Annotated in this window: 22 protein-coding genes; 10 read left to right on the top strand and 12 right to left on the bottom strand. The window is 62.2% G+C overall.

The genetic code is table 11. The features are described from left to right. From ACIGII_RS18835 to ACIGII_RS18805, 7 genes are all read left to right on the top strand, one after another. Positions 1-821 (top strand): hypothetical protein (locus ACIGII_RS18835; RefSeq protein ID WP_399641092.1); only part of this gene is annotated, 821 nt, incomplete at its 5' end. 22 nt (positions 822-843) lie between these two features. After that, positions 844-1197, top strand: a complete 354-nt coding sequence (locus tag ACIGII_RS18830; RefSeq protein ID WP_399641095.1) for a hypothetical protein — start codon at positions 844-846, stop codon at positions 1195-1197. A 65-nt stretch (positions 1198-1262) separates the two neighbouring features. Beyond that, the gene (locus tag ACIGII_RS18825) at positions 1263-1886 is read left to right on the top strand and encodes a molecular chaperone (protein WP_399641098.1); all 624 of its coding nucleotides are present in this window, start codon (positions 1263-1265) and stop codon (positions 1884-1886) included. After that, entirely contained in the window at positions 1883-4060 is a 2178-nt protein-coding gene (locus ACIGII_RS18820; protein ID WP_399641101.1) for a fimbria/pilus outer membrane usher protein, read from the top strand. The genes ACIGII_RS18825 and ACIGII_RS18820 overlap by 4 nt, the downstream gene beginning before the upstream one ends. Further along, positions 4057-4434, top strand: coding sequence for a hypothetical protein (locus ACIGII_RS18815; RefSeq protein WP_399641104.1), 378 nt, complete (start codon positions 4057-4059; stop codon positions 4432-4434). Before ACIGII_RS18820 ends, ACIGII_RS18815 begins: the two co-directional genes overlap by 4 nt. A gap of 320 nt (positions 4435-4754) precedes the next feature. After that, positions 4755-6335, top strand: a complete 1581-nt coding sequence (locus ACIGII_RS18810; RefSeq protein WP_313219198.1) for an AAA family ATPase — start codon at positions 4755-4757, stop codon at positions 6333-6335. Next, positions 6313-7410 carry a UvrD-helicase domain-containing protein gene (locus ACIGII_RS18805; RefSeq protein WP_313218396.1) on the top strand — a complete coding sequence of 366 codons (1098 nt, stop codon included), beginning with the start codon at positions 6313-6315 and terminating at the stop codon, positions 7408-7410. The genes ACIGII_RS18810 and ACIGII_RS18805 overlap by 23 nt, the downstream gene beginning before the upstream one ends. Positions 7411-7425: 15 nt before the next feature. Here the strand turns inward: ACIGII_RS18805 and ACIGII_RS18800 are convergent, their stop codons facing one another. Genes ACIGII_RS18800 through ACIGII_RS18775 form a run of 6 tightly spaced genes read right to left on the bottom strand, consistent with a single transcriptional unit; the run spans position 7426 to position 14158 of the window. Beyond that, complete coding sequence (locus tag ACIGII_RS18800; protein WP_313218394.1) at positions 7426-7704, bottom strand: hypothetical protein; 279 nt, start codon at positions 7702-7704, stop codon at positions 7426-7428. Beyond that, positions 7701-10898 (bottom strand): CusA/CzcA family heavy metal efflux RND transporter, encoded by a 3198-nt coding sequence (locus tag ACIGII_RS18795; protein ID WP_313218392.1) that lies wholly within the window; start codon positions 10896-10898, stop codon positions 7701-7703. The genes ACIGII_RS18800 and ACIGII_RS18795 overlap by 4 nt, the downstream gene beginning before the upstream one ends. An 8-nt stretch (positions 10899-10906) precedes the next feature. Next, entirely contained in the window at positions 10907-11854 is a 948-nt protein-coding gene (locus ACIGII_RS18790) for an efflux RND transporter periplasmic adaptor subunit (RefSeq protein WP_313218391.1), read from the bottom strand. Beyond that, positions 11851-13131 (bottom strand): TolC family protein, encoded by a 1281-nt coding sequence (locus ACIGII_RS18785; protein ID WP_313219196.1) that lies wholly within the window; start codon positions 13129-13131, stop codon positions 11851-11853. Before ACIGII_RS18785 ends, ACIGII_RS18790 begins: the two co-directional genes overlap by 4 nt. Positions 13132-13187: 56 nt before the next feature. Next, positions 13188-13544: a hypothetical protein gene (locus ACIGII_RS18780; protein WP_301868539.1), complete on the bottom strand. Its 357-nt coding sequence runs from the start codon at positions 13542-13544 to the stop codon at positions 13188-13190. Continuing rightward, positions 13541-14158 (bottom strand): cation transporter, encoded by a 618-nt coding sequence (locus ACIGII_RS18775; RefSeq protein WP_301868540.1) that lies wholly within the window; start codon positions 14156-14158, stop codon positions 13541-13543. Before ACIGII_RS18775 ends, ACIGII_RS18780 begins: the two co-directional genes overlap by 4 nt. A 105-nt stretch (positions 14159-14263) precedes the next feature. Here ACIGII_RS18775 and ACIGII_RS18770 point away from each other — a divergent pair, with 105 nt between their 5' ends. Then, complete coding sequence (locus ACIGII_RS18770) at positions 14264-14680, top strand: helix-turn-helix domain-containing protein (protein ID WP_301868541.1); 417 nt, start codon at positions 14264-14266, stop codon at positions 14678-14680. 348 nt (positions 14681-15028) lie between these two features. Here the strand turns inward: ACIGII_RS18770 and ACIGII_RS18765 are convergent, their stop codons facing one another. Then, entirely contained in the window at positions 15029-15649 is a 621-nt protein-coding gene (locus ACIGII_RS18765) for a histidine phosphatase family protein (protein WP_399641110.1), read from the bottom strand. Positions 15650-15704: 55 nt separating this feature from the next. Then, a complete protein-coding gene (locus ACIGII_RS18760; protein ID WP_301868542.1) occupies positions 15705-16073 on the bottom strand; it encodes a hypothetical protein in 369 nt (122 codons plus the stop codon). A gap of 80 nt (positions 16074-16153) precedes the next feature. On the opposite strand from ACIGII_RS18760, the gene ACIGII_RS18755 reads away from it, so the two are divergent. Next, the gene (locus ACIGII_RS18755) at positions 16154-16378 is read left to right on the top strand and encodes a helix-turn-helix transcriptional regulator (protein WP_313218389.1); all 225 of its coding nucleotides are present in this window, start codon (positions 16154-16156) and stop codon (positions 16376-16378) included. Between the two features lie 480 nt (positions 16379-16858). After that, complete coding sequence (locus tag ACIGII_RS18750) at positions 16859-17392, top strand: arsenate reductase ArsC (protein WP_313218387.1); 534 nt, start codon at positions 16859-16861, stop codon at positions 17390-17392. Here ACIGII_RS18750 and ACIGII_RS18745 read toward each other — a convergent pair. From ACIGII_RS18745 to ACIGII_RS18730, 4 genes are read right to left on the bottom strand one after another with little or no spacing between them, the layout of a single operon-like run. After that, positions 17353-18438, bottom strand: coding sequence for an ArsO family NAD(P)H-dependent flavin-containing monooxygenase (locus ACIGII_RS18745; protein ID WP_313218385.1), 1086 nt, complete (start codon positions 18436-18438; stop codon positions 17353-17355). The two genes, ACIGII_RS18750 and ACIGII_RS18745, sit on opposite strands and share 40 nt — an antisense overlap. Before the next feature lie 27 nt (positions 18439-18465). Then, complete coding sequence (trxB, locus tag ACIGII_RS18740; protein WP_313218383.1) at positions 18466-19452, bottom strand: thioredoxin-disulfide reductase; 987 nt, start codon at positions 19450-19452, stop codon at positions 18466-18468. A gap of 3 nt (positions 19453-19455) precedes the next feature. Beyond that, positions 19456-20514, bottom strand: a complete 1059-nt coding sequence (gene arsB, locus ACIGII_RS18735) for an ACR3 family arsenite efflux transporter (protein WP_313218381.1) — start codon at positions 20512-20514, stop codon at positions 19456-19458. Positions 20515-20534: 20 nt separating this feature from the next. After that, the gene (locus tag ACIGII_RS18730; RefSeq protein WP_313218379.1) at positions 20535-21032 is read right to left on the bottom strand and encodes an arsenate reductase ArsC; all 498 of its coding nucleotides are present in this window, start codon (positions 21030-21032) and stop codon (positions 20535-20537) included. Between the last annotated feature and the right edge of the window lie 160 nt (positions 21033-21192).

Raw genomic sequence — 21192 nt, 5'->3', positions numbered from 1 at the left:
TTGAACTCATCCGTATAACGCTTCGTGCTCATAACCACCTCCGCCTAAGCCATAGTTTATGGCTGCGAGGTGTCTACGAAATCCTGGGCGATTCAGTGCCGGCCAACGAGGTGGCTCCACACGACACGTGCACTGCTTTGGACAAAAGCGCCGCACTGCTCACGGACCTTCTGCCACTGGACAACATGCATGCAGTGAAGTGGCTGGGTTTGGCAGGGCACGTTCCTATTGCATCGGCCGACGCCAACGAGGTGCGAATGGGGCCAAGCTCGTTTTCCAATGCCGTGCTGGCGGCGGTGTTCGACATGTTCATTTCGATCGTAGGGGATCGTCCCGAGGTGGACTCACAAGATCAAATTGACGCACTGGCACGGGGCAAAGAAATCATTGATCTGTGTTTGATTCACAAATGCAACTTAGCCGGGTCGGATGCCCGAGGCATGACCGTCTTGCATTGGTGCTGTGCCTTGTACGACGACAAAGAGCTTGTCGAACGGCTGGTGGCTGTGGGGGGCACGCCGACGATCAAAGACAAGGAGGGGTACACATCAATTGACGTTGCCGCGCACTACGGACACCTCAAATCCTTTGCAGGTTTGAACGTTCCAGAGAAGGAAAAAATGGAGGGAAACCTTGCGAACGCTCCAACTCAAGACGATCTAGCAAAGATCGATTGGAGCGAGCTGGAGCCTTGCAACGACCTCATATCCATGCCCCCCAGCCCCTCTGCGGCCCCGCCAACAGCGCCGAAGCAAAGCCGCTTGGCGATGTTCTTCAACGTTCTCCTGGGGCGGACCAGCCCCTTGGACCACGAACACTAATCAACTCGTAAAGGAGACACATATGAAAAATCTATTCTTTGGTTTGACCGCAGTCCCACTGTTGGCCCTTGGCGCACAGTCTCAAAACTCCGACCTGGGCGCGGCCTTTACGATCAAGCAAACCTGTGCGTTCGTCTCAGGCTCGGCTGCCGAGTTCTTGCGCTGTGACACATACGAGCAGCCGGTTTGCGACAGCGCGTTCTGCGATGGTGTGGGTATCCTGCCTATAGCACTTTCCGTCGAACGCAACACCGAGCAGTTCGACCCCCAAGAGATGCCGTTGTGGTGTGACCGCCAGCAGTGTTACGCCAACACTGGGCCGTTCAAAGTCACTTTGGACTATGGAAGGTTGCGCGCAACCGATGGATCTAAATAAAAGGTATTGACAATATTGGGTCTTATGTTTAGCTAAAATTATTGGTAAATTAACAGGGGGTTTTAATGATTAAAGGCATTGTTTTGGCTGCATCTTTAGCGCTTGTTCCATTGGTGTCTTCGGCCGCATCAGTTGGTCCGGTTTTCAAAGTCAACACCGCAGGGGAGATAAGCGGGGTTTTGACGATTACCAATGATGGTCCTGATCGCTCGTATCAGATCACTGTTGACGAACTGATCGTTGAAAACGGTGTGTCCCGCAGAGGGCCTTCGGAAAAAATTCGTTTTGCACCGTCGATGGTCACGGTGAAAAAGGGAGCTACCCAATCCATTCGTTACATCAAGTCCGAACAGGTTGGACGCGAAGAGTTCTTCCGCGTGAGCGTGGCCGAGCTTCCCAAATCTGGGGAGGTTGGTTTAATAAAGTTGGTCAAACAAGATTTAGCATGGATCTGGCGTTCGCCATCCGCAAAAGCCAATCTCACAGGTCGATGGATTGGTGATCGCTTTGAAGTGACCAACACAGGTGACGCCTCGGCACGATTGGTGTCCCCGACATCGGGAACAGCAACCCGCACAGGATTGTTGGGTTATGTACTTCCGGGTGAAACCCGTTCGTTTGCGCTTGCGGATTTCCCGCACGGCGTGGTGTCGGTTGAAGTCAACGGACAACGACAGGACATCAAATGAAAAAATCGGTCATCGCCTTGGCGATGGCTGTCTGCTTTGCACAAATCTCTTGGGCCTCAGACGCAACCATCGCCGCTGTATCAATCAATGGGTCGCTCAAAAGCGATGTTGAAGAACTGCACGTTCGCGACGACGGGCAGTTGATGATTGCCAAAGATCGTTGGGCGCAGTGGGGAATTCGGTTGCCCGCATCTTTGGCCGAGCGTGACGTGGTGTCGCCGTCCGATTTGAACGCGGATGTTCAGTACGATCCAGCCAATCAAAGTTACAACATCCTTGTGCCCGCAACGTATTTGCCTGCGCGCAACTACAACCCTGTTTCCCGCATGCGAACGGACGTTGGTCCTTCGCCCAAAGGGGTGATGCTGGGCTACGACTACCGCGCGCAGGACAGTGAGTCGTACGGCTTCACACAGTCGTTTTGGTACGACATTAAATCCAACGTCCTGGGGGGCGCGTTCTATGGAGCCGGCCAACTCAACGACGAAAGCCGTGGGATTGTCCATGAGCGCTCATTGACGACGTGGAGCAAAGATCTGTATTCCTCTCAGACTCGCGTGCAGATCGGCGATGTCATCAACGCCACGCCCAACGGTGCGTTGCTGGGCTCGCGCAACTTGCTGGGTGTTCGCGTGGGCACCGATCGATCGTTGAGCAACGACGCATTTTATCCTGTGCCCACATTCAACGGGGTGGCCGACACACGCTCCACAGCCGAGGTCTTTGTCAACAGCGTTCGCGCGTCCCAGCAGCAGTTCCAGCCTGGGCCGTATCAGTTCGCAAGCCTCAATGCACCAATCGGGTTAAGCACTGTCTCCATGGTTGTTCGCGACGAATTGGGCCGCGAATACTGGACAACACGGCAGTTCTACAGCACGCCCAAAGCGCTTGCCAAAGGGCGCAGCGATTGGGAAGTCTCGGCCGGTTTGATGCGCAACGGAGGGTTGGGCAACGACTACGCAGACCTGGCGTGGAACGCGGTGTACGCACGCGGCATGTCCGATCGCTGGACCACAACGGCTGCGTTCCAGGGCACGGCGATGGGGCAGTCGGCTATGTGGGGCAATCTGTGGAGCTTCGGACGCTGGGGCGCTGCAACGTTTGATATCGCAACAAGTGGGGATGGCATGGCCGCCACGGTTGGATACGAGCGGCGAACCAACGGCTTGTCGTGGTCAGCTTCGCACACCCATGTCACCGACGATTACTGGAATTTCAATCGCGAGCGGTCGCGATTTGCTCTTGTGTCTCAAACCACCTTGGGCGTTGCCTACCGCCAAAATAATTTCAGTGCCGCGCTCAACTACAGCGACGTGCGCTATTCCAATCGTTCGACTCAATTGCTTACAGCACAGTCGCGCTGGCAATTGAACTCTCGTGCCGAACTGTCTGTCTTCGCTCAGCATGATCTATCGCTGCGCGACACCATTTTGAACGTTGGTTTCCGCTACCAATTTGGTTCCAGCTCGGCCAGCGTCAACCTCAACGATGGCGAGTGGTTTGGCCAAGCAAATGGCTCCACCACGCTGAAAAGCCGCCGATTGACGTGGAACGCAAGCGCAAGCGCCGGCAATCACTATGTGGCGGGGCGTTTGGATCTGCCCATGTCCACTTTGCTGCTGCAAAACAGCACAACCAATACCGTGTTTGGTGCAAATGGCGGGTTGTGGATCGGGGAGGGCGGTGTACTCCCAACGTCACGTCCCTTTGGTTCGTACGCGCTCATCCGCGTTCCCAACATGCCCAACACACGCGTTCAACTCACGGGCAAGAGTGTCACCACCAACGCTTTGGGCGTGGCCGTGGTCCCCAATGTCTCCGCACTGTTCGATCAAACAGTGACGGTGGACGCTCTGAGTCTGCCGTTTGGCGTGCAATTGGACAGCCTAAGCAAAAAAGCCGTGGCGCCGCGTGGTGGCGGGATAAAGCTGCAGTTCGACGTACTGAGCAACACCACACGTGAGTACGTGGTTGTGCGCAACGGGTTTCCGATCGACATGGCCAATGTGCTTGGCAAGGAAGCCGTCGTTGGGATGCGTGGGGCGTTGGTTCTTGAAGCTCCATTGGTTGGGGACGTTCTCACTATTGAGAAGAATGGCAGTCAATGCGCCATCACCATCCCGCAGTCGGGCGAACTGGACAAACCAATTTTGGAATGCAAGGAGGTTTTATGAAAGCGCTTCTCATCGCGTTGCTTTTGTTCTCAGGCACCGCCTGGGCGGACTGTTCAATCACCCCCAACCAAGACTTTGCGGTCTTGGATCTGGACGGAGGCGTGAACGTGCAATACGTCATCGAGTGCGACGAACCCACCGCCGCCACATTGCAAATTGATCCAAGCCAAATGGTTCTGCGGACGGCGAGCAACCATGAAATCCCATTGTCGGCGGCGCTATCCGGAGAGCCGTTGATTGATGAAGTGTCCATAGAGGTAGGCTCCACGCCTTTGCTGGTCACGATTGAATTCCGAAGTGTGTTGTCCACGTCGGTTCGCTACAAAGCTGCTGGTGTTTACAGCAGTTCTGTGCGTCTGGATCTGAACTATTAGTTTGGGCATTGCGCAATCTTGGTATAAACACCCATTTGTTGCGTCGCTAAACCACCGTATTCAATGAATTTTCGGCGGCCTCGGGATCTTTTGCCGTTGCGACGCACTTGATCGCCGTAGTGTTGCGCGGTCGGTGGTTTAGCGCGCAACACCTGAACGCAACAGTGCCTAGGGGGTGTTGCACGAATTGCGGTGATAAAAGCCCCCTGCACAGGGGCGACACACGCGGTTCAGAGATCAGATAGTATCGCTCTGAACAACGAGCCGGCCACTTCGACGTGCGGGTTCGTCGCCGAACATCTGGCCGCAAAGGACTGTGCATGCCGATTGAACGTATCGTCATCGACAACTTCAAGTCGTTTCGCCATCTGGACCTGCCCCTCAACGCCCACATGAACCTGGTGGTGGGGGACAACGAGGTTGGTAAGTCCACCCTGCTGGAGGCCATCCACGCGGTGGTCACCGGGCAACTGCATGGGCGCAATCTCGCCTACGAGCTCACGCCCTACCTGTTCCACCAGCCCACGGTGCAGGAATATTTGGCGACCCTTGCTGCAGGCACGCCGGCCTCGCCGCCACGGATCTCCATCGAAGCCTACCTGGGCGCAGACGCCGCGCTGGCGTCGCTGCGCGGCACCAACAATTCGCTGCGACTGGATACTGCCGGCATCCGGCTGCTGGTCGAGCTCAACGACGACTACCGCGAAGAGTTCAACGCCTACCTGCAGCAGCACCAGGGCGCGGTCAGCCTGCCGGTGGAGTACTACACGGTGCGCTGGTATTCCTTCGCCAACAATGGCGTCACCGCCCGCAGTATTCCGTTCGACTCCACGATCATCGACACGCACGGCATCAAGACCTTGTCTGGTGCTGATCGCTACATCGCCGGCATCATCGAGCAGGCACTGACGCCTGCGCAGCGCGTCTCGCTGTCGCTGAGCTTCCGCCGCATGCGGCAGAGCTTTTCAGAAGAAGCGGACGTGGCGGCCATCAATGCCTACTTGACCGAGCACACCGGGGACATCAGCCACCGGGCGCTGACGGTGGGTGTGGACACATCGCCGCGCTCAACGTGGGAAACTAGCTTGTCACCGTACCTAGATGAGCTCCCGTTCACCCAGGCCGGCAAGGGCGAGCAAAGCGCGGTGAAGATGAAGCTGGCGATGCACGCGGCGGGTGCGGCCCACGTGCTGCTGATCGAGGAGCCTGAGAACCATCTGTCATATTCCAGCATGAACCAGCTGATCGACAAGATTGCGGCACTCTCCACCGCCCAGCAGGTGATTATCGCCACCCACAACAGCTTCGTGTTGAACAAGCTGGGCGTGGACAACGTGATCCTGTTCAGCGCGCAAGGCCAGATGAAGCTGGACCAGCTGCCCAGCGATACCCACGACTATTTCATGAAGCTGCCAGGCCACGACACGCTGCGGCTGATCCTGGCCAAGCAGGCGATCTTGGTGGAGGGTCCGTCTGATGAGCTGATCGTGCAGCGTGCCTACAGCGACCATCACGGCGTGGCGCCAATGGCTCGCGGCGTAGACATCATTTCGGTCAAGTCGCTGGCATTCAAGCGCTTCTTGCAGATTGCAGATCGGCTGAAAATCCAGGCCAAGGTGATCACCGACAACGACGGTGATATCGCCGTTGTGCAGGAGCGCTATGCCGAGCACATCAACGCGATCTATTACGATTCCGACGAAAGCGCCCCATCGCTGGAAGAGCAGCTGACCAAAGCCAACTCGCTGGCCGAACTCAATACCGTGCTGGGCAAGACGTTTGCTGATGAGGTGGCGCTGCTCAAGTACATGAAGGGCCATAAGACCGATACGGCCCTGGCGATCTTCAACAGCCCGCACTCGATCAGGTTCCCCGACTATGTCCAGCGTGCCATCACCTAACCGGGTACTGCTCTCGGCGGCCGGCTCGGGCAAGACCACGTTGCTGGTGCGGCAGGCCTTGGAGCGGCCTGGGCGTCGCATTGCGATTGTCACCTACACGCTGGAAAACCTTGAAGAGATCCGGCGCTCGTTTGAGGTCCACGCCGGCGCGGTGCCCGCCCATGTCACCTTACACAGCTGGTATGGCTTCCTGCTGCACCAGTGCATCCGCCCGTACCAGGCGGCACTGTGTCCTGAGCCTCGCATCGAGACCATCCTGTTCGTAGACGGTGTCACCAACAACCGCGCCCCACGCACCCAGGTGGCGCGCCACTATCTGGCAGGCAACCGGGTGTATTCGGACCGGGCGGCCGACTTTGCTGTGCGCTGCGATGAGCTGACCCAAGGCCAGGTCATCGCACGCCTGGCGGCCATGTACGACGAGCTCTACATCGACGAAGTTCAGGACCTGGCCGGCTTTGATCTGGATCTGGTCGAGCGGCTGTTGAAGAGCGATATCGCCATCACGTTGGTGGGTGATACGCGCCAGGCAACGTACGCCACCAACTATGCGCAAAGGCACAGTCAATACCGTGGGCCGAATCTGGCAGCGCTGTTTCAGATCTGGGAGTCGGACGGCTTATGCCAGCTGGATCACCGCCTCATCAGTCTGCGCTGCGTCCAGACCCTGTGCGATATGGCTGACACGCTCTATCCGCAGATGCCCCGGACCCAATCTGGCAATGGCGAGGTCACCGGGCACGATGGCGTCTACCTCGTCGCTCCCGGCGACGTTGCGGCGTACATGCAGGAGTTTGCCCCCACCGTGCTCCGGCATGACCGGCGCCAGGAGTGCGACGGACTACCGGCCGTGAACTTTGGGCAGTGCAAGGGCCGCACCTACAGTCGAGTCCTCATTTTTCCGAACGGGCCATTGACGCAGTACCTGCGCACGGCCGATGCGGCGCGTATCACCGCGCCACCGAAGTACTACGTGGCCTTCACTCGGGCGCGGCAAAGCGTGGCCTTTGTGTATGCCGGCGCATGTGCGCTGCCGGGTCATCAGGTCTATGCGCCTGCTAGCGCAGACGCATAGAACCACGGGCAGGGATCACATCTTCTTCAAGGGTGCCGCGGTGGGGGGCGGCGGCACCGGGCCCGGGTCGTTGAAGCACAGTATGACCTGATCGATGCCGAACTGGTCGGCCAGCACCCGCGCGGTCACGGCATGCACCAGGTCCAGGTCGACCGAGGGCGCAGCGACAGTGATGGTGGCCGCGATCGCGCGGCCAGGTTCTTTGCCGGGGACCAGACGTAGATCGTCCACCGCCTTCACACCGGGGTCGGTAAACATCGCCGCACGGACCTGTTCCAGATTGATCTCGTTCATGGTGTCGACGACTCCATGGCAGTGCCACCGGCGCGGGGAGCTCGGTCGCGATGCAGCCAACGATAAAGCACCGGCAGCACCAGCAAGGTCAATGCGGTGGATGACACGATGCCGCCGATGACGACGGTGGCCAGCGGCCGCTGCACCTCCGAGCCGGCACCGACATTCAAGGCCATGGGCAGGAACCCGAGCGAGGCCACCAGGGCGGTCATCAGCACCGGCCGCAGGCGGCCAAGGGCGCCGTCCCGCACAGCGTCGTCCAGCGGATCGCCCTGTTCGCGCAGGCGGCGGATGAAGGCAATCATGACCAGCCCGTTGAGCACAGCCACGCCCGACAGCGCGATGAAGCCCACGCCGGCAGAGATCGACAGCGGAATCCCGCGCAGAGCCAGAGCAAGCACTCCGCCCGTCAGCGCCAGTGGTACGCCACTGAACACGATGGCAGCATCCTTGGCCGAGCCGAAGGCCATGAACAGCAGGGCGAAGATCAACGCCAGCGTCACCGGAACGACCACCCCCAGGCGTTGGGTGGCCGAGATCAGCTGCTCGAATGTGCCGCCGTAGTCGATCCAGTAGCCCTCAGGAAGCGTGACATCCTGGCCGATGCGCGTGCGCAGCTCGCCGACGAACCCACCCAGATCGCGCTCGCGTACGTTGGCGGTGACCACCACGCGCCGCTTACCGTTTTCGCGATTGATCTGATTGGGCCCGCGTTCCACCTGGATCTTCGCCACTTCCCGCAGCGGCACCGTACGAGGGCCACCATTGGCGCCGGTGGCCAGGCGGCTGGACTCGTCCACGCTGGCGCTTTCCGGCAGTGGAATGGGCAGATCTGCCAGCACAGCCGGGTCTTGGCGCTGCGATTCGGGCAGGCGCACGACCAAGTCGAAGCGGCGGTCGCCCTCGATCAGCTGGCCGGCGACACTGCCCCCAATGGCGGTGGCCACCGTTTCCTGCACGTCGCCCGGATTCAGGCCATACCGTGCCAATGCCGCCGGATCTGGCGTGATGGTGAGCAATGGCAGGCCGGAGACCTGCTCGGCCTTGACGTCCTCGGCGCCGGGGACGCTGCGCATGACCCGCTCGACCCGGCTGGCCAGACGGGTCAGCTGGTCGAGGTTGTCACCGTAAACCTTGACCGCCACGTCCGAGCGGACGCCGGAGATTAGCTCGTTGGTGCGCATCTGGATGGGCTGGGTGAACTCGTAATTGCTGCCCGGAATTTCCTTGGCAGCCGCCTCCAGCTCTTCCACCAACTCGGCCTTGGGCTTGCGCGGGTCGGGCCACTGGTCGCGGGGCTTGAGCATCAGGAAGGTGTCGGCCATCGACGGCGGCATCGGGTCGGTGGCCACCTCGGCGGTGCCGATTTTGGAGAAGATGTTGGCCACTTCCGGGAACTGGGCCAAACGCTTCTCCAGCGTTTCCTGCATGGCCACCGACTGCTCCAGGCTGGTGCCGGGAATACGCATGGGCTGCAAGGTGATGTCGCCCTCATCCAGGCTCGGCACGAACTCCGAGCCCAAGCGGGTGGCCAGCACGCCACAGCCCACCACCAGCACGGCCGCGCCTGCCAGCACCACGACACGGCGCCGCAGCGCCCAATTCAACAGCGGGGTGTAGCGGGCGCGCGACCAGCGCATCAGGCGGTTGTCGTGCTCAGCCACGCGGCCGCGCAGGAAGGTGGCGATCGCTGCCGGCACGAAGGTCAGCGACAACACCATGGCACCGGTCAGGGCCAGCACCACCGTGATCGCCATCGGGTGGAACATTTTTCCTTCCACCCCGGACAGCGCGAAGATCGGCAGGTAGACCGCCGCGATGATGCCCAGGCCAAACAGGCTGGGTCGGATCACCTCGGCGGTGGCCGAGGCGGTCAGGTCATAGCGCTCTTCATCGTTGAGCTGGCGGCCCAGCGCGTGCTGCGCCTCCCCGAACCGGCGCAGACAGTTCTCGATGATGATCACCGCCCCGTCCACGATCAGGCCGAAGTCCAGCGCGCCCAGGCTCATCAGGTTGCCCGACACGCCGCCACGCACCATACCGATGATGGTGAACAGCATCGCCAACGGGATCACCGCCGCGGTGATCAACGAGGCGCGCACATTGCCCAACAGCAGGAACAGCACCACCACCACCAGCAGTGCGCCCTCGATCAGGTTCTTGGATACCGTGCCGATGGTGCGGTCCACCAGCGCGGTGCGGTCATAGACGGCCTTGGCATGCACGCCCGGGGGCAAGCTGGCGTTGGCGGCGTCCAGCTTGGCCGCGGCCGCCTGGGAGACTTCCCGGCTGTTGGCGCCGAACAACATGAAGGCGGTACCGACCACGACCTCGTGGCCATTCTGGGTGGCCGCGCCCGTGCGCAGCTCCTTGCCTTCGCCCACGCTAGCGACGTCGCGCACCCGAATCGGCACGCCATCGCGCCGGTCCAGCACGATGTTGCCGATCGCCTCCAGATTGGCCAGCTGGCCGGGGATGCGCACCAGGAACTGCTGTCCATTGCGCTCGATGTAGCCGGCGCCGATGTTCTGGTTGTTGCGCATGACCGCCGCGACCACGTCGTTCAACGTGAAGCCCAGCGCCACCAGCTGGGCCGGATCGGGGGTGATGTGGATCTGCCGCTCGAAGCCGCCGATGGTGTTGACCTCGGTGACGCCGGGCGTGGTGCGCAGCTGCGGCCGGATCACCCAGTCCTGCAGGGTGCGCAGGTCCGTGGCCGTGTAGGGTGTGCCGTCGGGCTTGCGAGCATCGGGCTCGGCCTCCACGGTGTACATGAAGATCTCGCCCAGCCCGGTGGAGATGGGGCCCATCTCCGGATCCAATCCTTCGGGCAGCTGGGAGGCGATCTGCTGTAGCCGTTCGGCGACCTGCTGGCGGGCAAAGTACAGGTCGGTGCCGTCCTTGAACACGACGGTGACCTGGGACAGCCCGTAGCGCGACAGCGAGCGGCTATAGTCCAACTTGGGCAGGCCGGCCATGGCCGTTTCGATGGCGAAGGTCACCCGTTGTTCGGCCTCCAGCGGCGAGTAGCCCGGGGCCTGGGTGTTGATCTGGACCTGGACGTTGGTAATGTCCGGTGTGGCGTCGATGGATAGGTGACGGTAGCTCCACACGCCCAACGCAACCAGCGCAGCGGTGAGCACCAGCGTCAGCCAGCGATGGCGAATGGACAGCCCAATGAGGCGTTCGAGCATGGCGGGCCTCATTCCTCTTCCACGGTGGACTTTTCGATGTCGGCCTTGATCAGGAAGCTCTGCGCCACCACCACCTGTTCACCGGCCTTGAGGCCTTCCAGCACTTCGGCGCGTTCGGCGTCGCGGCGCCCCAGCTTGACCGGCCGGGTGTGGTAGGTCTCGCCCTGCTGCACGTAGACCACGTCCTGGTCTTCTGCGGTCTGCAGCGCAGTGATCGGTACCACCAGCGCCGCCGATTGGCGAGCCACGGTGACCCGCGCCTTCACCGCCGAACCCGGCCGCCACAGGCCATCGGTGTTGGCCACGGTGGCGCGCGCGATGGTGCTTTGGCTGGCGGTGGCAGTGCCGGGCAGGACGCGCTCCAAGGTGGTTTGCGCCATGACGCCATCGCTCAAGCGGGTGACCGTCACCGGTACGCCGGCACCGATGTGTTGGACGTCGGCGCCGAAGATGTGCAGGTCCACCCACAGCGTGGACAGATCGGCGACCTCGAACAGCGGCGCGCCCTCAGCGGCTGCCATGCCCACAGCGGCCGTACGCGCCATGACCACGCCAGTGATCGGCGCGGTGACGGTGTAGGTAGTCAGGCTCAGGTTGCTCTCCACGGTGGCCAGTGCCTGGCCGGCATGCACCTGATCACCCACGCCCGCTCGCACGGAGCGGACCGGCCCGGGGAAGCGTGCAGTGACCTGCGCGATGCGCCCGTCAATCGGGGCCAGCAGACCTTGGACCTCATGCTCATCAGCGATCTCACCCGGTCCTGCCGGCGCGACCTGGATACCTGCCGCCTGCGCAGCTTTGGCCGCGATCTTGGTTTCCAGCGGCGCTTCCTCGTGCTCGCCGTGCTCTTCGCCCTCAGCGGCGGCGCCGCCCTCAGAGGCTTCGTTGGGGGTCGACGCGTTGCAGGCGGCCAGCATCAGGGCCATGCCCAGTGCGGTCCAGGAAATGCGATTCATGGGGTCTCTCCAATGGAAGCGGCCGCCGGCGGCGTGACAAGCGCCTGGCCGGTCAGTCGTTGAATTTCGATCAGGGCGCGCTGCGCATCCAAGGCGACGTCAAGCTGCTGCTGGGCCATGGCCGTGCGTTCGGATTGCAACTGTGCCCATTCCAGATAGCTGATCGCGCCGGCGCGATAGGCGCGCTCGGCAGCCTGCTCGGCCCGGGCCAACTTCGGCAGTACGTCTCCTTGCAGCCGCGCCACCTCGGCCTGCGCCACGGTGTAGCGGCCATGGGCCTCGACCAGCGTGGAGTACAGCGACAGGCCCTTGGCCTCGCGCTCGATCGTCAGGACCTCCAGCTCGGCTTCGCCGGCGCGAATCTCCGGCTGTGCGCGGCTGCGGCTGCCCAGCGGCATGGACAGGCTGGCCACCAACGCGGTGTCGTCGGACTCCTGCAGGCGGCGCACACCGAGCTGCCAGGCCAGGTCCGGCGAGGCCGCCGAACGCGCCAACTGCAGTCGTGCCTGCGCGATCCGACGGGCGTCGGCAAACTGCGCCAGTTCCGGAGTCCGCTCCAGCTCCTCGGCCAACGTCTGCATGGACGCGATCGCCGGCAAGACCATGGGATCGGCCGCGGCCACCTCGAAGCTGGGAGCACGTTCGCCCCACAGTGCGGCCAGATGCTGACGAGCGGCGATTCGCTGCTGATCGGCCCGATCACGGGTCAGCTCGGCCCGCGCCAGCGCTGCCTGCGCGGTGAGTACCACCGATTCGGGCGAAGCACCGGCCTGCAGGCGCTGCCGGGCGGCCGCCACGGTCCGCTGCCGCTGGCCGACATCCACGTCGGCCAGCCGGCGCTGACGGTCGGCGCCAACGACGGCCAGATAGCGCTGCGCCGTCTCGGCGAGCAGGTCCAGCCGACCGGTCTCCCGCTGCACGGCCAGCGCATCAATCCGGCTTTGGGCAAGGGTTCGGCGCGCATCGAGCTTGCCGCCGCGCTCCAGGACTGAGCTCAGGCTCAAGGTCAGCTCGGCGCTGTCCAGACCACGGGCCACGCCCGTGCCCAATGCATTTTCGACCTCGGCACCGACCGTCCACGGTGGGCGCTGCATGGCCTGATCGCGCTCGGCAGCGAGCACGGTGGCTCGCGCATCCACCAGGCGCAGCTCGGGGTGGGTTTGGGCCACACGCGCGAACGCGTCGTCCAAAGTCATCAATTCGGCCGCCGCCGCCGGCGTCGTCACCGCGCCGCCCAACAGCAGCCATGCGGCTATAGCCGCCAATCGCACATGCATGGAAGTACTCCGAAGGTTCTCGATATCGACAGGGCGCCGGCGCATGCCGGCCGACCTCACCCTGCGATCGGCGGTCGGAATGGCGCGATCAGGTGCGCGGGCGGATACCGGGGCGTATCGGCGTCCACCTCGTGCAAGTACCGACCGATGTCCGCCACGGCCAGCAGCATCTCAGGGGCCGGCACGGCTTGGCCGCAACACAGCACCAGCTGCTGAAGCCGGTGCAGGGCGACGTCTACGCCACGCTCGGCAGCTGGCGGCGACACTGCCGGGCCGCGGTCGGCAGTGGCCAGATGGGTTTGAACATGTAGCTCGCCGACCAGTGCCAGCACCGGCTGCGCCACCAGACCCACGGCCAAGTGCGCCAGCAAGAGCCAGCGCAGGCCAGAACCCAGCCGGCCAAGCCTGGTCATGCAGCCGTCTTGCTCGCGTCGGCACGTGCCCGGCGGGCATCACCCAAGATCTCGAAGGACTCCTTGATCACATACAGGCCGATCAGGGCGCCGATCACGAAATCTGGGTACGGGCTGGCCAGCCACCACACCAGCAGGCCGGCCAGAATCACGCCAACATTGGCGACCACATCGGCGCGGGTGAACAGCCAGGTCGCCCGCAGGTGCACTTCACCGGATTTGAGCGGCGCCAGCATGCGCAGGACGGTCATATTGACCACCAGCGACAGCAGGGCGGTGCCGATCATCCAGCCACTAACCGGCTCGGCGCCGTACATCACGCGACGGCCGACCTCCAGCAGCACACCCACGCCCAGCACCAGCAGCACGCTGCCGCTGACCCAGGCTGCGTTCGCCTTGAAGCGGGCCGTGCGCCCGATGGCGACCAGGCCGATGGCATAAGCGGTGGCGTCGGACAGCATGTCCAGGGCGTCGGCCAGCAGACCGGTGGAATGGGCAACCCAGCCGGCGATGCCGCCGATCACGGCCATCGCCGCGTTCAACGCTAGGGCGATCCAGAGGACGCGCCGCTCCTGCGCATTCTTGGCCTCGTGGTGGCAGCCGCAATCACTCATCGGAACATCTCCATTCGCAGGGAAGCCGGGCCCGGGCGGGCCGCTGGTATGACACAGCCGGTGAGGGTAAAGTCCGTAGCTACTACGGAGTCAAGCGTACTACGAATGAAAATCAGTGAAGCTGCCGACGCCAGCGGGTGCCATCTGGAGACCATCCGCTACTACGAGCGGATCGGCTTGCTGCCGCGCCCGGGGCGCTCGGGCAATGGCTACCGGGTCTATGGACCGGCCGACATCGAGCGGCTGCGCTTCATTGCGCGTGGCCGGGATCTGGGCTTCAGCCTGGAAGAGGTCCGCAGCCTGCTGCAGTTGGCCGGCGATGAGGAGCTTTCGTGCGGGGACGTGGATCGGCTGGCCCGCAGCCATCTGGCCGACGTGCGCGCCCGCATGGCCGATCTGCAGCGCATGGCCAGCGAGTTGGAACGGGTGATTGCTAGTTGCCATGGTGGTCAGCGGGCGGAGTGCACGATCCTGTCGACTCTGCGCCAGCCGACCTCGGTGGAGGCCACCACGCGCCAGTGACCGAACTGGACCGCTCAACTAGTGTGGTCCGACTAGCGCGTAAGACCTCCTTCCCAACAGCTTGGTGCGTCTGCTGCGCGTGTTGCTGAGCAGTGCCAGGTTGCCGCCGCTCGGTTCCCAGCAGCCACTCGCTGCGTCGCGTCTTTGCCTGCTGGCCCAATTCCAAAGCTGCGACCGGAAGGCGTTGATGGAGTACGTGGACTGGTGTGATGGAATATAACGACTTCGTGAAATAGGTCTGGGGGGATCTGCAACCGAGACGGCACACTCATCCTTGCGTTTCGGACGCTTAGGCAGGTTTGACCCTTAACGTAATGAGTCCTTGCCGACGGTACGGGCGTCGCTCCTTCATGGCCATCGCAAAACGGTAGCAGCGAGAGTGGGTGAAGTCGGGTGCACGCTGAGCCCCTCGCAGTGGCGGATCGGTGTCCGCAGGTCTAAAGCGCGAAAACCTCGCATTCCAGTTTTCGAAACAGGGGCGCCCTTGTACACATGCAGCCAAAAGATCATCTGCAGGAACTGACCGTGACTGAAGGCGAGGGTATGCCCGGCACTCCTTCCGGCTTCAAGCAGACAAAGAGCGTCACGCGTACGCCTGACGAGCATTGAGAATGACTCCGCACCGGGCCCATCTATGTAGTTCGGATCGCTGCGGCTCCAGTAGTCTTCGACCCACTGCATCCGCTCGCCTGCAGTCGTCCCCGCACAGCGAGCCGGGCAAAGATAGGTGAACTCTTGGATGGGGAGCTCCTGGACAGTCAGTCCGTACCGCTCTGCAGTAGGGGTCGCCGTTTGGACTGCCCGCAAGTAAGGTGAGCTCCAGACTGCCCCTACTGGAGAGGGGAACGCTGATCGCGCCAATTGTTTCGCGTGCAAATGCCCCGCCGGCGTCAGAGGAATGGTCGCAGGATCATGCGTTGCAAAGCCAGCATTTGCGGTGCTTTGCGCGTGTCTAATCAGCGTGAGCATTGAGTCTCATTTGAGTTCGTTTCTCCTCTGGACGAGAGTGCGTGCGATACCAATTTTATGCGGATTTCGGGGGTTTAAGGCGACCGCGCGTACGCTTCGAACCTAGGATCAGATTTGCGTTAGCGTCCAAAAAAGCGCCCATGTCGCTGCGGCGCTGGAGAACCTTGGCCGGTATCTCCAGGTTTAACTTCCTCGCAAGCGACACGGCATAGCTTACTTGTGCGGAAGTGGGTGGCTTCAGGTCCCAGTCGAGGCAGTCTGATAGAACTGGCAAAAGGCGAGCCGCAATCCGAGCTGCAAACTCTTCACGTTCCGGGTCATGGGCCAGCCGCAGCCACTGCTCTTGTACGGACTCAAGCACACCAACTGGGGCGCCTAGGTCAAGCAGGAGGTCGTAATCGGGATCAATTAGAAGCAGCGCCATGGCTTTGTCAGCTGATACCTATAAGTAGTCTACCTTTAGGGTGGTAGCTATAGAAGTAGCTCAACGCCAATCCTGTGCCCATGCAGGAAGAGAATCTAGCGCTCCAACTTGGGGCAGCCATTCGAACAAGCCGCCTAGCCACCGGCTCGAGCCAAGAGCGCTTCGCCGACGCAATTTCAATGCATCGCGCCTACTACAGTGCAATTGAGCGAGGCGAGAAGAACATCACTATAGGGACCCTGGTCCGGCTCGCAAATGGGCTAGGGATCAAGCCGTCCGAGCTCTTGGCTGCTGCCGGGCTTTAGGTTGGCAGGGCCACAGCGGGGACTGCGGTCGCGTTTGCTGGGACCTGCATTCGGCCGTAGGCTAGCCACAACTCGTGCGAGCGGGCCCAGATGTCAGATCTCTTAGAGCCAACGGCAGAGCCTGAAGAGCCAGGTTCCGGTTCTGCAGGAAGCTGGGTGTCTCGACACGTTTCATTACGGCGGCGTGACGCCGAATGGATGGATCCATTGAGAGCAGCCATCTCCGAGCGATTGAAACCCCGACCAGATGAGGAATTTGCGAACGAACTGCTCGAAAGGGCAATCGGCGCTTATTCGGCACGGCGTGCGGGCCGTGAGTAGGGGAAGGCCTGTGCCCCATTGCAAGTATGGACGCGCCGCTTCCTGCACTTTCAGGATCAACATAGAGCAGGGCCAGCCCATCGCAGAACCTGGATCGTCATTGAACAGACACATCTCTGGGAAATACTTCGACTATTCCAGATAAATGGTTTTGATGGCATGCGCAAGCTCAATGTTCTGTTCCTCTGCACAGGTAACTCAGCGCGCAGCATTCTTGCCGAGGCTCTTGCTAACCATCTTGGCCGCGAGCGCCTACGTGCTTTTAGCGCCGGAAGTCATCCCAAAGGCGAAGTCCACCCCATAGCCCTGCAGGTGCTGGAGGAGATTGGATTTGAGGCTGCCAATCTTTCCAGTAAGCCTTGGGAGGCCTTTGCAGGCGCCGATGCACCACACATGGATTTGATCGTGACAGTTTGCGATCGCGCAGCGGGCGAAGCATGTCCTGTGTGGCCTGGACACCCCGTCACGGCCCACTGGGGCATCCCTGACCCGGCAGCCATGCACGGTAGCGCCGAACAGGTCCACAAGGCTTTCCTGACTGCACTCCATCAGCTTCAGCATCGCCTGGCATTGTTGCTTGCACTAAAACCTGAAGCTTTAGACCGCATGACCTTGCAGTCACAAGTCCGGGGGCTGGCCGACGGCGGCGCGGTTCAGTCACCGAGTGTGGACGAAGCTGAGGATCGGAGGTAGTCGCTGATCTGCCTAACAGCTTCGCGCGCGTAGCGGGTGACGCCGATCAGCGTGGCTGATGCGGTGCCGTTCCAGTCGCCGTAGCCCAACAGCCAGACCGATGGCTCTGCGACAGAGCGAACCTTGGAGTCGTCCACGTCGATCTGACCATGCGCGTTGACCAAGTCCAGCCCTTCCAAGTATGACAACGCCGGCCGGAAGCCGGTGCACCAGATCACGGCATCAATGGGGCGCTCGCTGCCATCTGGCCATTGCATACCTGTGGGGGTGAAACGGGCCGGCGGCCTTATGGAGGCAAGCACGCCGCGTTGACGCGCGTCCACCACCGGCGGCACCATGACGATGTCGCCGAAGCCGCCCTGCGGCAAATTCGGCTCGCGGCCTTCCTGCTGCGCTCTCCATTTCTCTGTGGCGCGTTCGAACAGCACGCACCCATCGACATCGTCACCCAGGAACGCCGGCTCCTGCTGGGTGACCCAAATGGCTTGGGCGACCTTGGATACCTCGGCCAGAATCTGCGCGCCGGAGTTGCCGCCTCCGATGATGGCCACGCGCAGTCCGGCAAAGGGTTCGGGGGTGCGATAGTAGGCCGAGTGCAGCTGCATACCAGCAAATGTGTTCAACCCGTCGAACGCAGGTCTGTAAGGATGACGCCAGGTACCGGTGGCGCTGATTACCGCACGCGCGTGCCACTGCCGGCCGTCATCTGCCTCTACCAGCAATTGATCGCCTGAGCGGCTGATGCGCTGCACCCACACGGGGCGCAACACCGGCAGCTCGTACTTGTCTTCGTAGCGGGCCAGGTAGTCGATCACTTCCGTCTTGGCGGGGTAGGGCGCGCGGCTGACCGGCATCGGCCAGCCGGGAATCGAGCTCCAGCCTGCGGGCGAGAACAAGTGCAACGACTCCCACGCATGCTGCCAGGCACCGCCGGGAGCTGCCTCCGCATCAAGAATCACATAGGACAGCCCGCTCCGGCGCAGGAAGTAGCCGGCTGCCAAGCCGGACTGGCCACCCCCGATCACCACCACATCGATGCTGTCCATCTACGCTCCCTTCTGCCTGCGCAACAGTCAGGCGGCGCTCCTATGCTGCTGTTGATCAGAGATATTGAGCGCATCCAGGTAACGCTCGGCATCCAGCGCGGCCATGCAGCCGAAACCGGCCGAGGTGATCGCCTGGCGGTAGTGCTGGTCGGCCACGTCGCCGGCGGCGAACACGCCTTCCACCGACGTCTGGGTGGCGTTGCCGCCCAGGCCCGAACGGATGTCCAGGTAGCCGTTGTTCATGGTCAGCTGGCCGTCGAACAGGCTGGCGTTGGGGTGGTGGCCGATGGCCACGAAGAAGCCGTGCGCCTCGATGTCGCAGGTGCTGCCGTCCAGGGTGGACTTGACGCGCACGCCGGTGACGCCGGCCTCGTTGCCCAGCACTTCGTCCACGTGGTGGTGCCACACGGTCTCGATCTTGCCGGCGGCCACCTTGGCAAACAGCTTGTCCTGCATGATCTTCTCCGCCTTGAGGGTGTCGCGGCGGTGGACCAGGTAGACCTTGCGAGCGATGTTGGACAGGTACAGGGCCTCTTCCACGGCGGTGTTGCCGCCGCCCACCACGACCACGTCCTGGTCACGGTAGAAGAAGCCGTCGCAGGTGGCGCAGGCGGAGACGCCGCGGCCCTTGAATTCCTCTTCGGTTGGAATGCCCAGGTACTTGGCGGTGGCGCCGGTGGCGATGATCAGCGCGTCGCAGGTGTACTCGGCGCTGTCGCCGATCAGCCTGAACGGACGCTGGGCCAGGTCGGCGGTGTGGATGTGGTCGAAGATCACCTCGGTCTCGAAGCGCTCGGCATGGGCCTGCATGCGCGCCATCAGGTCTGGACCCATCAGGCCATGCGCATCGCCCGGCCAGTTGTCCACTTCGGTGGTGGTCATCAGCTGGCCACCCTGCTGCAGGCCGGTGATGACCACCGGCTTGAGGTTGGCGCGGGCGGCGTAGACGGCGGCGGTCCAGCCGGCCGAGCCGGAACCGAGGATCAACAGCGGGACGTGTCGGGTCGTACTCATGGCTCAATGGCTCCGTGCGTCGGCAGGAAAGTAGCGCTTGCCCAGCCGCAGGGCGACATGGACCAACAGGATCAGCACCGGCACCTCCACCAGCGGACCGATGACCGCAGCGAAGGCGACGGGCGAGGCCAGACCAAAGGCGGCGATGGCGACGGCGATGGCCAGCTCGAAATTGTTGCCAGCAGCAGTGAACGCGATCGCGGTCGTGCGCGGATAGTCCTTGGCAATGAACTTGCCCATGAAGAAGCTCAGCACGAACTGAATGATGAAATAGAGTGTCAGCGGGATCGCGATGCGCACTGCGTCCATCGGGATGCGCAGCACATCGCCCCCCTTCAGGCTGAACATGGCAACGATCGTGAAGAGCAGCGCCGCCAGCGTGATCGGACTGATCGCCGGCAGGAACTGATCTTCATACCAACGCAGGCCCTTGCGCGCCTTGAGCCAGCGGCTGGTGAGGAACCCTGCGAGGAAGGGGATGCCCAGATAAATCAGCACCGCCTCGGCAATGGTCCAGAAGCTGACGTCGATCACGCTGCCCTGCAGCCCGAACACCGGCGGCAGCCACGACAGGAAGAACCAGGCATAGACACTGAACAGCGCGATCTGGAAGATCGAGTTGAAGGCCACCAAGCCCGCCACATACTGCCCATCGCCACGGGCGAGCTGGTTCCAGACCAGCACCATGGCTATGCAGCGTGCCAGGCCGATCAGGATCAGGCCGGTCATATATTCGGGGTAGTCGCGCAGGAACAGCACCGCCAAGCCGAACATCAGGAACGGACCGATGATCCAGTTCTGCACCAGCGAGAGCATCAGCACGCGCTTGTCGGCGAACACCTTGGGCAGCTCTTCGTACTTCACCTTGGCCAGCGGCGGATACATCATCAGGATCAGGCCAATGGCGATCGGGATGTTGGTCGATCCAATCGACAGGCCTTGGAGCGCGCTGGGGACGCCTTCGAACATCGCGCCCAAGCCGATGCCGAGGGCCATCGCCAGGAAAATCCAGAGCGTAAGGTACCGGTCCAGGAAGGACAGGCGGGGGGAACTAGTAGTCATGGCAGGTCTCGGAAAAGCGGTTAGTCGATCTGGGCGATACGGTCTAGGCGGGCCTTCAATGCCGCGCGGTCGTCCCAGGCGATCTCAGGAATGTCGAGGAAGGCCTGCAGGCGTCGCTTGATGGTCTGATGGGCGCGGTCGAAGGCTTCTGCCTTCTGCGTATCCGAACCTTCCACGCCGGCCGGGTCGAACAGGCCCCAATGCACGCGTACGAAGTCACCAAACACCACCGGGCACGCCTCGGCGGCCGCGCTGTCACACACGGTGCCGATCAGGTCCATGGCAGCGGCATCGGCTTCGGCTTCGGCAAATTCGTCCCAGGACTTGCTGCGCATGTCCTCGACCGGAAAGCCTTCGCGCTCCAACTGGGCAATGGCAAAGGGATTGACGCGACCGGCCGGCTGGCTGCCCGCACTGAAGGAGAGATAGCGGCCTTCGCCCCATTTTTTAAGGGTCGATTCTGCAAGCACGCTGCGGGCGGAGTTGCCAGTACACAGGAACAGAACACGACGGGTCATTTGAGCGATCTCTAAGAGGGGGAGGTCAGCAGCCAGCAGGACGTTCGCAGGCTTGTTCGTCGGCACAGCAGTTTTCGGTCAGGTAGGCCACCAGCGCGCTCATCGCCTCGAACTCGGCCCGGTAGCAGATGGTGCGACCGCGCTGCTCGGCGGTGATCAG

Origin of the sequence: Stenotrophomonas sp. NPDC077420 (genome assembly GCF_044543385.1) — a bacterium.
Taxonomy (GTDB): Bacteria; Pseudomonadota; Gammaproteobacteria; order Xanthomonadales; family Xanthomonadaceae; genus Stenotrophomonas.
Note: the sequence above shows the minus strand (reverse complement) of the source record. Positions and strands in the feature narration are given on the sequence as shown.

What these genes read in the sequence shown, in the direction of transcription:
- ACIGII_RS18805 (WP_313218396.1), top strand. Translation starts at nt 6,313, where the DNA reads ATGTCCAGCGTGCCATCACCTAACCGGGTACTGCTCTCGGCGGCCGGC.
- ACIGII_RS18820 (WP_399641101.1), top strand. Translation starts at nt 1,883, where the DNA reads ATGAAAAAATCGGTCATCGCCTTGGCGATGGCTGTCTGCTTTGCACAA.
- ACIGII_RS18750 (WP_313218387.1), top strand. Translation starts at nt 16,859, where the DNA reads ATGCGCAAGCTCAATGTTCTGTTCCTCTGCACAGGTAACTCAGCGCGC.
- arsB (WP_313218381.1), bottom strand. Translation starts at nt 20,514, where the DNA reads ATGACTACTAGTTCCCCCCGCCTGTCCTTCCTGGACCGGTACCTTACG.
- ACIGII_RS18785 (WP_313219196.1), bottom strand. Translation starts at nt 13,131, where the DNA reads ATGCATGTGCGATTGGCGGCTATAGCCGCATGGCTGCTGTTGGGCGGC.
- ACIGII_RS18730 (WP_313218379.1), bottom strand. Translation starts at nt 21,032, where the DNA reads ATGACCCGTCGTGTTCTGTTCCTGTGTACTGGCAACTCCGCCCGCAGC.
- ACIGII_RS18765 (WP_399641110.1), bottom strand. Translation starts at nt 15,649, where the DNA reads ATGCTCACGCTGATTAGACACGCGCAAAGCACCGCAAATGCTGGCTTT.
- ACIGII_RS18760 (WP_301868542.1), bottom strand. Translation starts at nt 16,073, where the DNA reads ATGGCGCTGCTTCTAATTGATCCCGATTACGACCTCCTGCTTGACCTA.
- ACIGII_RS18780 (WP_301868539.1), bottom strand. Translation starts at nt 13,544, where the DNA reads ATGACCAGGCTTGGCCGGCTGGGTTCTGGCCTGCGCTGGCTCTTGCTG.
- ACIGII_RS18800 (WP_313218394.1), bottom strand. Translation starts at nt 7,704, where the DNA reads ATGAACGAGATCAATCTGGAACAGGTCCGTGCGGCGATGTTTACCGAC.
- ACIGII_RS18825 (WP_399641098.1), top strand. Translation starts at nt 1,263, where the DNA reads ATGATTAAAGGCATTGTTTTGGCTGCATCTTTAGCGCTTGTTCCATTG.
- ACIGII_RS18745 (WP_313218385.1), bottom strand. Translation starts at nt 18,438, where the DNA reads ATGGACAGCATCGATGTGGTGGTGATCGGGGGTGGCCAGTCCGGCTTG.
- trxB (WP_313218383.1), bottom strand. Translation starts at nt 19,452, where the DNA reads ATGAGTACGACCCGACACGTCCCGCTGTTGATCCTCGGTTCCGGCTCG.
- ACIGII_RS18770 (WP_301868541.1), top strand. Translation starts at nt 14,264, where the DNA reads ATGAAAATCAGTGAAGCTGCCGACGCCAGCGGGTGCCATCTGGAGACC.
- ACIGII_RS18815 (WP_399641104.1), top strand. Translation starts at nt 4,057, where the DNA reads ATGAAAGCGCTTCTCATCGCGTTGCTTTTGTTCTCAGGCACCGCCTGG.
- ACIGII_RS18795 (WP_313218392.1), bottom strand. Translation starts at nt 10,898, where the DNA reads ATGCTCGAACGCCTCATTGGGCTGTCCATTCGCCATCGCTGGCTGACG.
- ACIGII_RS18775 (WP_301868540.1), bottom strand. Translation starts at nt 14,158, where the DNA reads ATGAGTGATTGCGGCTGCCACCACGAGGCCAAGAATGCGCAGGAGCGG.
- ACIGII_RS18830 (WP_399641095.1), top strand. Translation starts at nt 844, where the DNA reads ATGAAAAATCTATTCTTTGGTTTGACCGCAGTCCCACTGTTGGCCCTT.
- ACIGII_RS18810 (WP_313219198.1), top strand. Translation starts at nt 4,755, where the DNA reads ATGCCGATTGAACGTATCGTCATCGACAACTTCAAGTCGTTTCGCCAT.
- ACIGII_RS18790 (WP_313218391.1), bottom strand. Translation starts at nt 11,854, where the DNA reads ATGAATCGCATTTCCTGGACCGCACTGGGCATGGCCCTGATGCTGGCC.
- ACIGII_RS18755 (WP_313218389.1), top strand. Translation starts at nt 16,154, where the DNA reads ATGCAGGAAGAGAATCTAGCGCTCCAACTTGGGGCAGCCATTCGAACA.